Source organism: Dyella japonica A8 (genome assembly GCF_000725385.1).
GTDB lineage: Bacteria > Pseudomonadota > Gammaproteobacteria > Xanthomonadales > Rhodanobacteraceae > Dyella > Dyella japonica_C.
Map to the genome: position 1 here is coordinate 869,269 of NZ_CP008884.1, position 14,326 is coordinate 883,594.

General features: G+C 65.4%; 10 protein-coding genes. 8 read left to right on the forward strand and 2 right to left on the reverse strand.

Annotation, left to right across the window (positions count from 1 at the left end):
• Positions 1-6: 6 nt before the first annotated feature.
• From HY57_RS03610 to HY57_RS03620, 3 genes are all read left to right on the forward strand, one after another.
• On the forward strand, positions 7-1,473 hold the full coding sequence (locus HY57_RS03610; protein ID WP_019463595.1) for an efflux transporter outer membrane subunit: 1,467 nt from the start codon (positions 7-9) through the stop codon (positions 1,471-1,473).
• A gap of 15 nt (positions 1,474-1,488) precedes the next feature.
• The gene (locus HY57_RS03615; RefSeq protein ID WP_019463594.1) at positions 1,489-2,691 is read left to right on the forward strand and encodes an efflux RND transporter periplasmic adaptor subunit; all 1,203 of its coding nucleotides are present in this window, start codon (positions 1,489-1,491) and stop codon (positions 2,689-2,691) included.
• Between the two features lie 257 nt (positions 2,692-2,948).
• Positions 2,949-4,469 (forward strand): DHA2 family efflux MFS transporter permease subunit, encoded by a 1,521-nt coding sequence (locus HY57_RS03620; RefSeq protein ID WP_019463593.1) that lies wholly within the window; start codon positions 2,949-2,951, stop codon positions 4,467-4,469.
• 682 nt (positions 4,470-5,151) lie between these two features.
• Here HY57_RS03620 and HY57_RS03625 read toward each other — a convergent pair.
• Together HY57_RS03625 and HY57_RS03630 are read right to left on the reverse strand one after the other, a co-directional pair.
• On the reverse strand, positions 5,152-5,667 hold the full coding sequence (locus HY57_RS03625; protein ID WP_019463686.1) for a hypothetical protein: 516 nt from the start codon (positions 5,665-5,667) through the stop codon (positions 5,152-5,154).
• A 265-nt stretch (positions 5,668-5,932) separates the two neighbouring features.
• The gene (locus HY57_RS03630; protein ID WP_019463685.1) at positions 5,933-6,853 is read right to left on the reverse strand and encodes a bestrophin family protein; all 921 of its coding nucleotides are present in this window, start codon (positions 6,851-6,853) and stop codon (positions 5,933-5,935) included.
• Between the two features lie 118 nt (positions 6,854-6,971).
• Here HY57_RS03630 and HY57_RS03635 point away from each other — a divergent pair, with 118 nt between their 5' ends.
• The 5 genes from HY57_RS03635 (at position 6,972) to HY57_RS03660 (ending at position 13,930) form a co-directional block, all read left to right on the forward strand.
• Positions 6,972-7,568, forward strand: coding sequence for a DUF2239 family protein (locus HY57_RS03635; RefSeq protein WP_019463684.1), 597 nt, complete (start codon positions 6,972-6,974; stop codon positions 7,566-7,568).
• 30 nt (positions 7,569-7,598) lie between these two features.
• Complete coding sequence (locus HY57_RS03640; RefSeq protein ID WP_019463683.1) at positions 7,599-9,074, forward strand: MATE family efflux transporter; 1,476 nt, start codon at positions 7,599-7,601, stop codon at positions 9,072-9,074.
• 170 nt (positions 9,075-9,244) lie between these two features.
• Positions 9,245-10,891 carry a multicopper oxidase family protein gene (locus tag HY57_RS03645; protein ID WP_019463682.1) on the forward strand — a complete coding sequence of 549 codons (1,647 nt, stop codon included), beginning with the start codon at positions 9,245-9,247 and terminating at the stop codon, positions 10,889-10,891.
• A gap of 471 nt (positions 10,892-11,362) precedes the next feature.
• Positions 11,363-13,384 (forward strand): alkaline phosphatase family protein, encoded by a 2,022-nt coding sequence (locus HY57_RS03655; RefSeq protein WP_100218129.1) that lies wholly within the window; start codon positions 11,363-11,365, stop codon positions 13,382-13,384.
• Positions 13,385-13,459: 75 nt separating this feature from the next.
• Positions 13,460-13,930, forward strand: coding sequence for a DUF3617 domain-containing protein (locus HY57_RS03660; protein WP_019463679.1), 471 nt, complete (start codon positions 13,460-13,462; stop codon positions 13,928-13,930).
• Positions 13,931-14,326: the final 396 nt, after the last annotated feature.

Below are 14,326 nucleotides of genomic sequence, written 5' to 3' on the forward strand. Positions count from 1 at the left end.
AAGCCCATGCGTCTGCAAATCCTTGCGGCAGCCACCGGCCTCTCCCTCGCGTTGGCGGGATGCGTCAGCAGCGGCGGCCTGCATCCGGAAGGCACGCTGACCGATGCCTCCTCGCTGAAGGCCGATCGCAGCCTGTCCGGCGCCGCCCTCTCCCCCGCTGCCTGGCCGGCCAATGACTGGTGGACGGGCCTGGGCGATCCGCAGCTCTCGGCCTTGATTACCGAGGCGCTGAAGGACAACCCGACCCTCGTCGTGGCCGACGCGCGCGCGCGCCAGGCGCAGGCGGAAGCCGGCGCGGCCGATGCCGACCGTGGCCCCAGTGTTTCCGCGGGCGCCAACGTGGTCGGCCAGCGCCTGCCGCTCACCGCCGCGCCGCCGGAACTGGGCGGCGGCAAGTTCACCTGGTTCAAGGATGCCCGCGCCAGCTTCAGCTGGGGTCTTGACCTGTGGGGCGGCAAGCGCGCCGCGTGGGAAGCGGCCGTCGGCATGCAGCGTGCGGCCGAGATCGAGCAGCAGGCAGCGCGTATCGAGCTGTCCACCAACGTGGCCCGCGCCTATGTGCAGCTGTCCTATGCCTACGCGCAGCAGGACGTGGCCAAGGCCGAGCATGAGCGCGCCACCACCGCACGCCAGCTGACCCAGCAGCGCGTCTCCGCCGGCCTGGACAACCAGCTGCAGCTCAAGCAGAGCGACACCGAGGTGGCGAATGCCGACCAGCAGGTGGCCGCCGCCAACCGCGCCATCGACGCGGCGCGTTCGTCGCTGTCGGTGCTGCTGGGCAAGGGCCCGGACCGCGGCCTGGACATCAGCCGCCCGCAGCTGTTGCAACCGGGTGCACTCACGGTGCCGGCGGATCTGTCGACCGAACTGCTCGGTCATCGCGCGGATATCGTCGCCGCACGCTGGCGCGTGGAATCGGCGGGCAAGGAGATCAAGGTCGCCAAGACCCAGTTCCTGCCCAACGTGAGCATCAGCGCGATGGCCGGCGTGGCTGCCTTCGGCAGCATCAATCCGCTGCAGTTGCCGGCGCGCTTTTACACCTTCGGTCCATCGCTCAGCCTGCCCATCTTCGACGGTGGTCGCCTGCGTTCGAACCTGTCCGCGCGGGATGCGCAGTACGACGAAGCCGTCGCCCAATACAACCAGGCACTGGTGCGCGCGGTGAACGAAGTGGCCGATGGCTACGACGCCGTGCAGTCGTCCAAGGAACAGGTCGCTGCGCAGCAGCGCGCGGTGGACGCCGCCACACAGGCGTGGCAGCTGTCCGAGCAGCGCTACAAGGCCGGTGTCGGCAGCTATCTGGAGGCGCTGATCGTGCGCCAGCAGCTGCTCAGCGCGCAGGAACGCCTCGCCGCGCTGCAGTCGCAGCAGGTGGACCTGTCCGTGCAGCTCATTCAGGCGCTCGGCGGCGGTTTCCGCCCGCAAGGCAACGCCGACGTGGCCGTCCAAACTTCCCCTGATCATTCGCTTTGAACAAAGGCTGCCCCCATGTCTAGCCAAACCCCGCTCGCGGCCGAGAACGCGGCCGCCCAACCCCCGAAGAGCCGTCGCGGCTTCATGCTGAAGATGCTCGGTGCCGTGCTGGTGCTCGCCGCCATCGGCTGGGGCCTGTGGTACTTCCTTGAAGGCCGCTGGTACGAAGAGACCGACGATGCCTACGTCAACGGCAACGTGGTGCAGATCACCCCGCAGGTACCGGGCTCGGTCATCACCATTGGCGCCGACGACGGCGACCTGGTGCATGCAGGCGACGTGCTGGTGAAGCTCGATCCGGCCGATGCCGACGTCGCGCTCCAGCAGGCGCGCGCCAACCTGGCCAGCACCGTGCGCAAGGTGCGCGGCCTCTACAGCAACGTGAATGGTGCCCAGGCCGAAGTGGCCGCACGCAAGACCGCCGTGGACAAGGCGCAGGCCGACTACAACCGTCGCCGTGACCTCGCCAAGTCCGGTGCCATCTCGGCCGAAGAGCTGTCGCACGCACTGGATGCGCTGACCACCGCGCAGAGCGCGCTGACCACCGCGCAGCAGCAGCTGCAGACCAACAAGGTGCTGGTGGACGATACCGTCGTCGCCTCGCATCCGGACGTCCAGACGGCCGCCGCCCGCCTGCGCGCTGCCTACCTGGATGACGTGCGTACCTCGATCATCGCGCCCGTGGACGGCTACGTCGCCAAGCGTTCCGTGCAGCTGGGCCAGCGCGTCGCGCCGGGCAACCCGCTGATGGCCGTGGTGCCGCTGCATGAGGTGTGGATCGACGCCAACTTCAAGGAAACGCAGCTCACCCGCATGCGCATCGGCCAGCCGGTGGAAGTCCGCGCCGACGTGTACGGCGGCTCGGTCACGTACAAGGCCAAGATCGAAAGCCTGGGCGTGGGCACGGGCAGTGCCTTCTCGCTGCTGCCGGCGCAGAACGCCACCGGCAACTGGATCAAGATCGTGCAGCGTGTGCCGGTGCGCGTGTTCTTCACCGACCCCAAACAGCTGGAGGACCATCCGCTGCGCATCGGCCTGTCGACCAAGGTGGAAGTGAACCTGCGCGACCAGAACGGCGCGCTGCTGGCCAAGCAGGCGCCGACGCAGCCGGCGTTCACGACCGACGTTTACAAGGAACAGCTCGCCAAGGCCGACGGTGTGATCGCGGAGATCATTCACGCGAACATGGCGGGCAGCGGCGAGGCGCCGAAGAAGTAAGTGTTTTGTGGTTGGCGTGGCGGCGCTGCATCGCCATCCACGCTAGCCGCTGTGGTCATTCAAAGCGTCATTCCGGCGAAAGCCGGAATCCAGTAGCGACACGGCATGAAGTTCTTCGCACGTGTCCAAACCGAGTCATTGGATTCCGGCCCTTGCCCCCTTTTCAGGGTGCGCCGGAATGACGGGCAAAAAGCAAAGACCGCTTCGATGAGCTTTCCGGAGCGGGCAAACCCATCACTCCGCAGGTTATCCGTGCGATGAGCCAAGATTTCCGTCCGCCCAACCTGGCACTGACCACCATCGGTCTCTCGTTGGCGACCTTCATGCAGGTGCTGGACACGACGATCGCGAACGTGTCGCTGCCGACGATCGCCGGCAACCTCGGCGTGAGCGTCAACCAGAGCACCTGGGTCATTACCTCTTTCGCGGTGAGCACGGCGATCGCGCTGCCGCTGACCGGCTTCCTCACCCGCCGCTTCGGCGAGGTGCGGCTGTTCATCTGGTCAACGCTGCTGTTCTCGATCGCCTCCTTCCTGTGCGGCCTCGCGCAGAGCATGCCGATGCTGATCCTGTTCCGCGCACTGCAAGGCGCGGTGGCCGGCCCGATGTATCCGATCACGCAGAGTCTGCTGATATCGATCTATCCACCCGCCAAACGCGGCATGGCGCTGGCCCTGCTGGCGATGGTGACGGTGGTGGCGCCTATCGCGGGCCCGATTCTCGGCGGCTGGATCACCGACAACTATTCGTGGCCGTGGATCTTCTTCATCAACGTGCCCATCGGCATCTTCGCCAGCATGGTGGTCGGCAACCAGATGCGCGGACGCGCGGACGTCACCTCGCGCCCGAAGGTCGACTACGTGGGCCTGATCACGCTGATCGTCGGTGTGGGCGCTTTGCAGATCGTGCTCGACAAGGGCAACGATGAAGACTGGTTCAGTTCGCCGTTCATCGTGATCACCACCATCGTGTCGGTGGTTGCGCTGGCGGTCTTCCTGATCTGGGAACTCACCGACGACGAGCCCATCGTCAATCTGCGTCTGCTGCGGCACCACAACTTCCGCGTGGGCACCATTGCGCTGGTGCTGGCTTACGCGGCGTTCTTCGCCATCGGCCTGCTGGTGCCGCAGTGGCTGCAGCGGAACATTGGCTATACCTCCACCTGGGCGGGTTTTGCCGCGGCACCGCTGGGCGTGCTGCCGGTGATGCTCACCTTCATCGTGGGCAAGTACGCCAACCGCACGGACATGCGCCTGCTGGCCTCGTGCGCGTTCCTGGTGATGGGTACGACGTGCTTCATGCGTTCGAACTTCTTCGTGCAGATCGATTTCTGGCACGTGGCCGGTGTGCAGCTGTTCCAGGGTTTGGGCGTGGCGTTGTTCTTCATGCCGGTGACGACGATCCTGCTGTCGGACTTGCGGCCCAACGAGATCGCTTCGGGCGGTGGCCTGGCGACATTCCTGCGCACGCTGGGCGCGAGTTTTTCGGCCTCGCTGACCACCTTCCTGTGGGATCACCGCGCGATCGTGCATCACGCGCACCTGGCCGAGCACATCACGCCGTACGATCCGTCGGCACAGGCGACGCTGCAGGGTGTGGGCGTGCAGGGGCAGTCGGCGAATGTCCTGCTGGATCAGCTGATCACGCAGCAGGGTTATCAGATCTCGTTCAACGAGGTGTTCCACATGCTGGGGTGGGTGTTCCTCAGTCTGATCGTGGTGGTGTGGTTGGCGAAGCCGCCGTTCAGTGCGAAGGCGGGGCCGGGGTCGGATCACTGATCCTGTGCCTGGTTCACGATGAAAGAGGCCGCTTTGAGCGGCCTTTTTTTTGCTCCGGGTGCCGGTGCTGTTATCGCGATGGATTCCGGGAGGGGCTTGGGCTGCTTTTGTAAGCTAACCTCAGCGTTTCATCCTAGGCCGTCATCCCGGCGCAGGCCGGGATCCAGTGACTTTGCGGTTGGTTGTCGCCTCGGACGTGACCGCGATCGGGCCGCTTACGCAGCGGGCGTTTCGACCTTCTGCCGAAGGCCGAGTCACTTTTCTTTTGCTGGCCCAAAAGAAAAGTAACCCAAAGAAAATGGCCTTAAGAGCTGGCAGCATGTCGATGGGATAAGCCCGAACGCGTGAGGTAAATCGTTACTTGGCGACCTTCGCCTCTACACAGCAGGTACTCCCAGGCGCTACGCAACGCGCCCTGGCGGTGAGGACTTAAAGCGGCGCCTCGCTTCGCTTTGGCCGAGATATGCGCCGCGGCCGGCTTTTCTGTGGGAGCGCACCCTGTGCGCGACAAGCCAACGAAGCGGCAATCACAAGATGCCGCCGTCGCGCACCGGGTGCGCTCCCCAAGGGGCCAGTCCGCGGACGCCATACCCCCAGCCTCGCCACCCATGAACCATTCAGCCATCCAAACGACAACGGCCCCTCGCGGGGCCGTTGTCGTGTCCATCGCTGGTCATGCCACTTACGGGTTGAACGCGAACCCGATCAGCGCCATCGTCTCGCCGCGGTTGGGGCCTTTGATGCCGGCGTTGGAGGCGTGGCGGATCTGGAAGGTCCAGTGTTCGCCGGTCCAGCCTACGGAGTTCACGAACTCGCCGGCGCTGCTCAGTTCCTGGGTGCGGCCGGCCTGGGCGGCGATTTCCGAGGTCCAGAACAGGTGGTGGTACCAGTCGTCGGCACCGCCATAACGCAGGCGGACGCCGCCGCCCAGCAGCCATACGTCGTCGGAAACGGCGTTGCCGTAGCGAGCCACGTGACGGCCATTGACGAAGCCCAGTGAGGCGGCGGGAGCCCACGAGAACTCGCTGTGGCCGAAGGTGTGTTCGCCCCAGATGCCTTCGATCCAGGCGGTGTTGGTCCAGTGTCCGTCGGAGTAGCTTCGGCCTCCGTTGATTTCGATGCGGGGGTCGGCCATGGCGGCGGCGGATGCACCGATCAGTGCAAGCGCGGCGGCGCTACGCAGGAGGAGGGATCGCATGTGCTGTTCTTCTTCTGGCTTGAGAGAGGGATTCCTACACCGCCTAGTATAATTACTTAACTGGACCGACCGGTACTGGAAATAGGTCGAATCAAGGCAACACTGCGTTGCCTGGGCGGTACTAGTGCCTCTGTGTGCTTCCCCTGTAGGGGTTCAGTTTGTTCCGACAAACGTTAAGCACGCGCCGAAAATGCCGTAAAACTACGGCAAGAACTTTCGGTAACCTTGCGGAATGGAGGTCCGCGCCGGGCCCGGCGCATCGCGCTTACATCAGCACGCCGTCCACCGGCTGCAGTGGCGCCGGCAGATCGCGCTCGCCCAGCAGCTCGCCGAGGCCGATTTCGATAGTGCGGCACAGGGCGTCGAGGGGCAGGTCGTTGGGCAGGCGGTCGAAGGGGTTTTCGATCTGGTCACCCAGCGCATCGAGCCCGAAGAAGGTGTAGGAGAGCACGCCCACCATCAGCGGCGTTACCCAGCCGACGCTGCCGATGAGGCAGAACGGCAGCAGCAGGCAGTAGATGTAGACGGTGCGGTGGAGCAGCAGGATGTAGGCGAACGGAATCGGCGTGTTGTGGATGCGCTCGCAGCCGCCAAGCACGTACGACACGCGTGTCACCTGGGCGTCGATGTTGGCCAGCAGGATCGGGTCGAGCCGGCCATCGCGCCGAAGTTGCGCGTAACCCTGGGCGATCAGGCCGAGCAACACGTTCGGCGGATTGGGCCTGCCGGCCATGGCGGCTACGTCCGCGGGCGTGAGCCAGCGGGATACATCGTCACCCGGTGGTGTGCCGCGCAAGTGGTGGCGGAGCGCATGGGCGAAGGCGATCAACCGGTGCACCATGCGTGCGCGGTCTTCCTGTGACAGACCTTCCGGCAGGCTCACGGTCTGCCGTGCCAGGTTGCGCAGCACGATCAGCAGCTCGCCCCACAGCGTGCGCGCCTCCCACCAGCGCTGGTAGGCAACGGTGTTGCGGAAGCCCAGGAAGATCGCCAGCGTCAGCCCCATCAGGGTGGGCGGAATGGCACCCAGCTCCACACCGGTGCGCGGCAAGCGGTGTTCCAGCAGGACTACCGCCACCGACAGCAGCATCATGCCGACCACCCGTTTCCAGATCACCGGGATGATGGAGCCGCGCAGGGTGAACAGCATGAGCCTGAGCGAGCGGTGCGGCGGGTGGATGACCATGGGAATGGCTTGGCAGTGGGTCGGGAAATGGTACCGCCGGGGCACGGCAGCGGCTTAGCTCTTGATCTTCGGTATCGCGCGAGCCATAGTGGCGACCTATTTATACCCGGGCAAAATAATGGCTGTCGCCGACACCGTCTCCTGCATCGCCTTCGACGGCCATCGCCAGATCGCCGCCGGTACGCTGGCGGAGGTGGCCCTGGCCGCCAAGCAGGCGATCGATGCGGGTGTCGCCGGGCCGCTGTTGGTGTTCGACGAGCTCAGCAGCCTTCCCGTGGAACTGGATCTGCGCGGCACAGCGGATGACGTGCTCGCACGCTTGCCCGTATCCACCCCGGAGGAAGACACCGCGCCCCGTGGCCCGGGCCGTCCGAAGCTGGGCGTGATCGCCCGCGAAGTCACGTTGCTCCCGCGCCATTGGGACTGGCTCGCCAGTCAGCCTGGCGGTGCCTCGGCCACCCTGCGGCGCCTGGTGGAGGAAGCCCGTCGCACCCATCGTGAGCACGATGCCGCGCGCCTGACGGGTGAGGCGGTGGATCGCTTCATGAGCGCCATGACGGGCAACCTGCCGGGACACGAAGAGGCCTCGCGAGCCTTCTGGCGCAAGGAGCGCGAGCGTTTCATCCAATTGACAGATGCATGGCCCGGCGATGTGCGCGAGCATGTGCGTCGTCTCGCGACCCGCGCATGGCAGGCAGCCGGTGCCGGCGACTGATCCCCACTCCCCTTTGCGGAAACCTAGTCGATGTCATCTCTTGCTGCGAAGCAGCCGTTGCTCACCGAAGGACCGATCGCCCGCACGCTGCTGATGTTCGCCCTGCCCATCCTGGGCAGCACGGTGCTGCAGTCGCTCAACGGGTCGGTCAATGCGATGTGGATCGGCCACTACCTGGGCGAAGCCGCGCTCACGGCGGTGAGCAACGCCAACCTGATCCTGTTCCTGCTGCTGGGCGCCGTCTTCGGGCTCAGCATGGCCTGCACCATCCTGATCGGCCAGAGCCTGGGCGCGCGCAACATGCTCGAAGCCAAGCGCGTGGTCGGCACTGGCGTGACGTTCTTCGTGTCGGTGTCCGTCGTTGTCGCCATCGCCGGCTTCTTCACCACGCCGCTGATGCTCAACGCGCTCAACACGCCGGCCGATGCGCAGGCGTTCGCCGTGCCGTACCTGCGCATCATCTTCGTCGCCGTGCCGTCGATGTTCTTCTACAACTTCCTGATGATGACGCTGCGCGGCGCGGGCGATTCGCGCACGCCCTTCGTCTTCATGGCGCTCTCAGTGGTGCTGGACATCGTGTTCAACCCGCTGCTGATCTTCGGCGTGGGTCCGTTCCCGCGCCTTGGCATCGCCGGTTCCGCCACCTCCACCTTGATCGCGCAGACCTTCGCGCTGTTCGCCCTGCTCTTTACGCTCTATCGCCGCAAGCACTTCCTGCGCCTGACGCGCGCCGAACTGGGTTACCTCAAGCCGGACATGGAGATCCTGCGTTCGCTGGTGTTCAAGGGCTTGCCCATGGGCCTGCAGATGATCGTGATCTCCAGCTCCGCGATGATCATGATCCACATGGTCAACAACTACGGCTCCAAGACCACCGCCGCCTACGGCGCGGCCACGCAGCTGTGGGCCTACGTGCAGATGCCGGCGATGGCCATCGGCGCGGCGGTGTCCTCCATGGCAGCGCAGAACGTGGGGGCCAGCCTGTGGGATCGCGTCAGCCGCATCACCAAGATGGGCGTGCTCTACAACTTCCTGCTCAGTGGCCTGTTGATCGGGGTGATCTACCTGTTCAACCACGCGGCGCTGGGCCTGTTCCTGCCCAACGACGCCCAGGCGCTGACGCTGGCGCAGCATCTCAACGGCATCGCCGTGTGGTCGTTCATGTTCTTCGGCGTCACCTTCGTGCTGTTTGGCGTGGTGCGCTCCACCGGCGCGGTGATTCCGCCGCTGGTGATCCTGTTCATTTCGATGTGGCTGATCCGCCCGCCGTTCGCGCTGGCACTGGCCCCCCAGCTGGGCGCGGATTCGATCTGGTGGAGCTTTCCGCTCGGTTCGCTCGCCTCGATGCTGATGGCGATGGGCTATTACAAGTGGGGCGGCTGGCGCCGCGCACGCATGCTGGCCACGCCGATCGCAAAGGCAGGGCAGCAACCGCCGGGCGAAGCGGCCGTGGCCGCGCCGCAGGCGTCCACCACGGCACAAGGCGTGCCGGCGTCCGCCGAGTGACGGGATGCACCCTGCGCGGCCTTGCCCGCGCAGGGTGAACCCACTTTCACGTTCTGCCACGCGACTGTCATCCGGGCTGCCTAGGGTGGCTCGATGACTCGTGGTCTTATCCATCCTCCGGCACGTACGGCAATGACGTCGGACGGCGATGCTCTCCTCGGAGAGATCGCATGACGCTCTCGCGTCGCCAGTTCCTGCGCGGCATCGTCGACATGGCCGGCGCCGCCGCGGCGGTGGAGCTGGGCCTGCTTGCATGGCCGTCACCCGCCATCGGTGACGAAAAGATGGCCCGCATGGCGATGCCCCTGCTTGCTGCGCCCAAGGTGCCGTTGGTCAATCCGGTGACGCTCGCACGCTTTGTCGATCCGTTACCGCTTCCGGCCGTGGCGAAGCCAGCGGGGCAGCGCTCACATCCGGCCTACCCCGGCAAGTCGCTGCCGTTCTACCGGATGGAAATGCGCGCCTTCAAGGCGCCACTCCATCGCGACCTGCCTGCAACGCCGATGTGGGGATACGGCGGCTGTTTTCCCGGGCCGACGCTGCTCGCGCGGCGCAACGAACCCTTGCTGATCGAGTGGGCCAACGCGTTGCCGGACAAACACTTCCTGCCCATCGACCACAACATCCATGGTGCAGAACGCGACAAACCGGAAGTGCGCACGGTGGCGCACGTGCACGGCGCCCGCGTGTCTTCCTCCAACGACGGTTATCCGGAGGCGTGGTTCGCTCCCGGCCATTCGGCCATCTCGCACTATCCCAATGCGCAGGATGCGGCCACGCTGTGGTACCACGACCACGCGATGGGCATTACGCGGCTGAACATCTACGCGGGCCTGCTTGGCGCGTACCTGATCGAGGACGACGCAGAGCAGGCATTGAACCTGCCCAAAGGTGACTGTGACCTACCCTTGATCCTGTGCGACCGGCTGATCGCCCGCACGGGTGAGCTCTACTATCCCGTGTCGGACGATCCGGAGGCGCCCTGGGTCAGCGAGTGCAACGGCAACGCCATTCTCTGCAATGGCAAGCTGTATCCATTCCTGGAGGTGGAGCCGCGCAGGTACCGCATCCGCCTCATCAATGCCGCCAATACGCGCTTCTATGAGTTGTCCTTGTCGGGCGGCCTGCCGTTCCAGCAGATCGCCAGCGACCAAGGGCTGCTGGCCGCACCGCTGCCGCGCCCGCGCGTGACGCTTTATCCGGCCGAGCGCGCCGAGGTGGTCATCGACTTCTCCGGCATGGACGGCAAGTCCGTGCAGTTGCGCCAGCAGTCGGAAGCGATCATGGAATTTCGCGTGCGCGATCGCGGCCGCAAGGACACCAGCGCAGTGCCGGCGAGTTTGCGCACGATCGAGCGCATGAGCGCCGCAAGCGCCGTGCGCGATCGCGTACTGACGCTGGGCGAGCAGGACGATGCCGGTGGCAGCCCGATGATGATGATGCTTGGCGGCAAGCACTGGTCCGCGCCGATCACCGAGGATCCGCGCCAGGACACCACCGAAATCTGGAGCATGGTGAATCTCACGGGTGATGCCCATCCCATGCACCTGCACCTGGTGCGCTTCCAGGTGCTTGAGCGCCGGCCGTTCGACCTGTTCGCGTGGAACGAGAACAAGACGCTCACCTACACTGGCCCCGCAATACCGCCGTCGCCGGAAGAGATGGGCTGGAAGGACACCGTGCGCGCCGACCCCGGCATGGTCACGCGCATCATCGCGCGCTTTGAAGGCGAGCCGGGCCGCTACGTGTGGCATTGCCACCTGCTCGAACACGAAGACAACGAGATGATGCGGCCGTTTCAGCTATTGCCGGCTTGATCACCGGCAGGCACGCGGCATGCCTATTTCTGTGAGAGCGCACCCTGTGCGCGACGGCGAAGCGCGACGTGTTCCACGAGGTGCTTGTGCCGACGCTGCGATCGCCCTACATCGGCACCGTTAGTCGCGCACAGGGTGCGCTCCCACAAAAGTCGCAGCGCATTTTTGCCGCCTCGTTTTCCACCATCACCAAGGTAAGTTCTTGCTCTCCAGTTAAGGAGGCATGGGGGCTGGCGCAAAGCCGGTTACGCAGCCGCAAGGGCTGGCGTCATGCCCAGCCACGCAAGGATTTGCGGCGTCTTGGCACTGTCATCTGGCGCAGTGGCGCTGTCGCAAAAGCGCCAAGGGGCCGTCATCTGCGCGGACCAGACTCGCCGCCGATCGACGCCGCACACCGTTGCGACCCAGCGCCGGTCAATCAGGGGGAACCACCCGAGCAGCCCTTGCTGGTGTCTGCAGGAGATTGAAGTCATGTCCATGACGCACGTCCGCAAGCGGCTGCTGCCGCTTGTCATCGGAATGCTTGCCGTCGGCCTGGCCGGCGTCGTGAGCGCCCAGAGCAACTCCACCCACTCGACCGTCGCCGGCAGCCAAAGCCCTGCGTCGGGTATGGCCGTGCTGCACAGGCCGGGCGGTGACGACGACGACCAGGGCGATCACAGCGAACACACTCGCACGCCCATCAAGCACGTGATCCTGCTGATCGGCGAAAACCGCACGTTCGACCATGTCTACGCCACCTACACGCCGCCGAAGGGCCAGAGCGTGTTCAACCTGCTGTCCGAAGGCATCGTCAACGCCGATGGCACGCCGGGCCCGAATGTCGCCGCCGCGAAGCAGTGGCAGGCCACCAGCACTGGCAAGTTCGTACTCGCGCCCACGCACACCAGCGCCTATACCTCGCTGCCGCTGATGAACACCGGCGGTGCGCCGACGCAGGCGCCGTTTGCGTCCGCCACGCAGGCCCAGGCGATCGAGCCGGGCCTGCCCTCCAGCGATTACGGCATGCTCGCCGCGGGCGGCACCGGCTTGCCGAACGACACGCTGGACACGCGCTTCCCCTCGCAACTGCCGAACGCGCCGGTCGACATGCATGCGTCGATCGCCTACGACGACTACGCCAACAGCCCCGTGCACCGCTTCTTCCAGATGTGGCAGCAGCTGGACTGCGACGTGACCGCCGCCACCGCGAAGAACCCCAGCGGTTGCCGCATGGATCTGTTCCCGTGGGTGGAAACCTCCATCGGCGCCGGCACCAACGGCAAGCCGCAGCCGGCCGGTTTCGATGACGAAAGCACCGGCGAAGGCGCCACGGCGATGCAGTTCCTCAACATGGCCAAGGGCGATGCACCCTATTTCGCCGAGCTGGCCCGCACGTACACGCTGAGCGACAACTTCCACCAGTCGGTGATGGGCGGCACGGGCGCCAACCACATCATGCTGGGCTTCGGTGACCTGATTTATTACGCCGACGCCAAGGGTGAGCCGGCCACGCCGCCGTCGAACCAGATTGAGAATCCGGATGCGCAGCCCGGCACCAACAACTGGTACGTGCAGGACGGCTACGGCGGCGGCTCCTACGTCAATTGCGCCGATGACACGCAGCCCGGCGTGGCCGCGGTGAAGGACTACCTGAAGTCCCTGCCGTACCACACCTTCCACGGCACCGACTGCCGGAAGAACGCCTACTACCTGGTGAACAACTACAACCCGGGCTACCTGGGCGATGGCACGCCCGCCCCGCTCGGCGCCCACCAGTTCACCATCCCGCCGTCGCGCCAGGACAACCTCGCGCTGCTCCTGACCCGCCATCACGTTTCGTGGAAGTACTACGGCGAGGGCTACGCCAAGGGCAAGGAAAACGGCGAGGCCGGCACCTTCTGCAACATCTGCGATCCGTTCCTGTACTCCACGCAGGTCATGACCAATCCGAAGCTGCGTGCGAACAACCAGGATCTCACCGACCTGTACAACGACATCCAGAACGACACGCTGCCGGCCGTATCCATCGCCAAGCCGGACGGCATCCTGGACGGCCACCCGGCCTCGTCCAAGCTGGACCTGTTCGAAGGCTACGTGAAGAAGATCGTGGACATGGCCAAGGCCAACCCGAAGGTGTGGAACGACACCGTGATCATGGTGACCTTCGATGAAGGTGGCGGCTACTACGATTCGGGCTACATCCAGCCGGTGGACTTCTTCGGCGATGGCACGCGCATCCCGCTGCTGGTGATCTCGCGCTACTCCGAAGGCGGCCGCGTGGTGCACACGTACTACGACCATGTGTCCTTCGACAAATTCGTCGAAGCCAACTGGGGCCTGCACGAGACCATCTCGGGCCGCAGCCGCGACAACCTGCCCAACCCGGTGGCGCTGCCCAGCAACCCGTACGTGCCGCTCAACGCCCCGGCTATCGGCAACCTGATGAACATGTTCGACTTCGATCGCGACGGTCACGGTCACAGCTACGCAGCAGCTGAAACACAAGACTGATCCAATAGCGGGACATCCGGACCCTGCCCGCGCAAGCGGGCAGGGTCTTTCCTGCTCCTGGAGTCGCTGTCCGTCATGACCCCCTTCAGCCAAGCCGTCCCGGGCCATCGCGGCCACGCCATCGCGCGGGCGGTTGCCGTGCTGGTCTTGCTGGGTGCCGCCCTCGTCGGCGAGCCAGGCCACGCCGATCCGGGAGATTTCCAGGCCATGCCCGGCCTGTGGAAGATCGTCACGCGCGTGTTTGATCACGGCAAGGAAGGGCAGCCGCAGGTGGCCTGGCATTGCGTGGACGAGAGTCCGGATCCATGGGTGGAGTTCGCCCAGCTTCCCGTGCCTGGTCATGCGCAGTGTGAGCGGGCCGATCAACATCGCAGCAGTACAGCGCTCAGCTGGACCATGCAGTGCCAGGGACTGGCCGATGCCGCGCGTGGGCAGGTGAAGTTTGATTTGGCGGAGCATTACACCGCGCGCATCAACATCAAGGGGCAGGATGTGGTGCAGGTGGAGGGGCGCCGCTATGCGGCGTGTACGAGTCCGAAGGACTGAGGCCTCTCTCCTTGTTGTTAGGGGGTGTGGGATGAGGGGTCACTCTAGCCTCATGGCTTCATCGATGCCGTCATCCCGGCGCAGGCCGGGATCCAGTTTCCGTAGTGGCAGGTCGTCGCCTCATGCGCTCCCGCGAACTGGCCGCCTACGCGGCGGGCGTTCCGACCTCCTGCCGGAGGCCGGGTCACTTTTCTTTGCTTGCCCACGCATGCGCAGGAGCGCATGCGAACGGCGAAGCCGGCCCGAAGGGCGGAGGGCAGGATGCCCGGAGTAAAGAAAAGTAACCCAAAGAAAGGGCCCCCCGGAATCGGCGCCTTCCGGGCCCTCGGCCCGGAAGGTACGCGGGCGGGTTCCGGGCTTTTCGACGGGGCTCCTGCCCCGGCGAAAAGTGCCAGG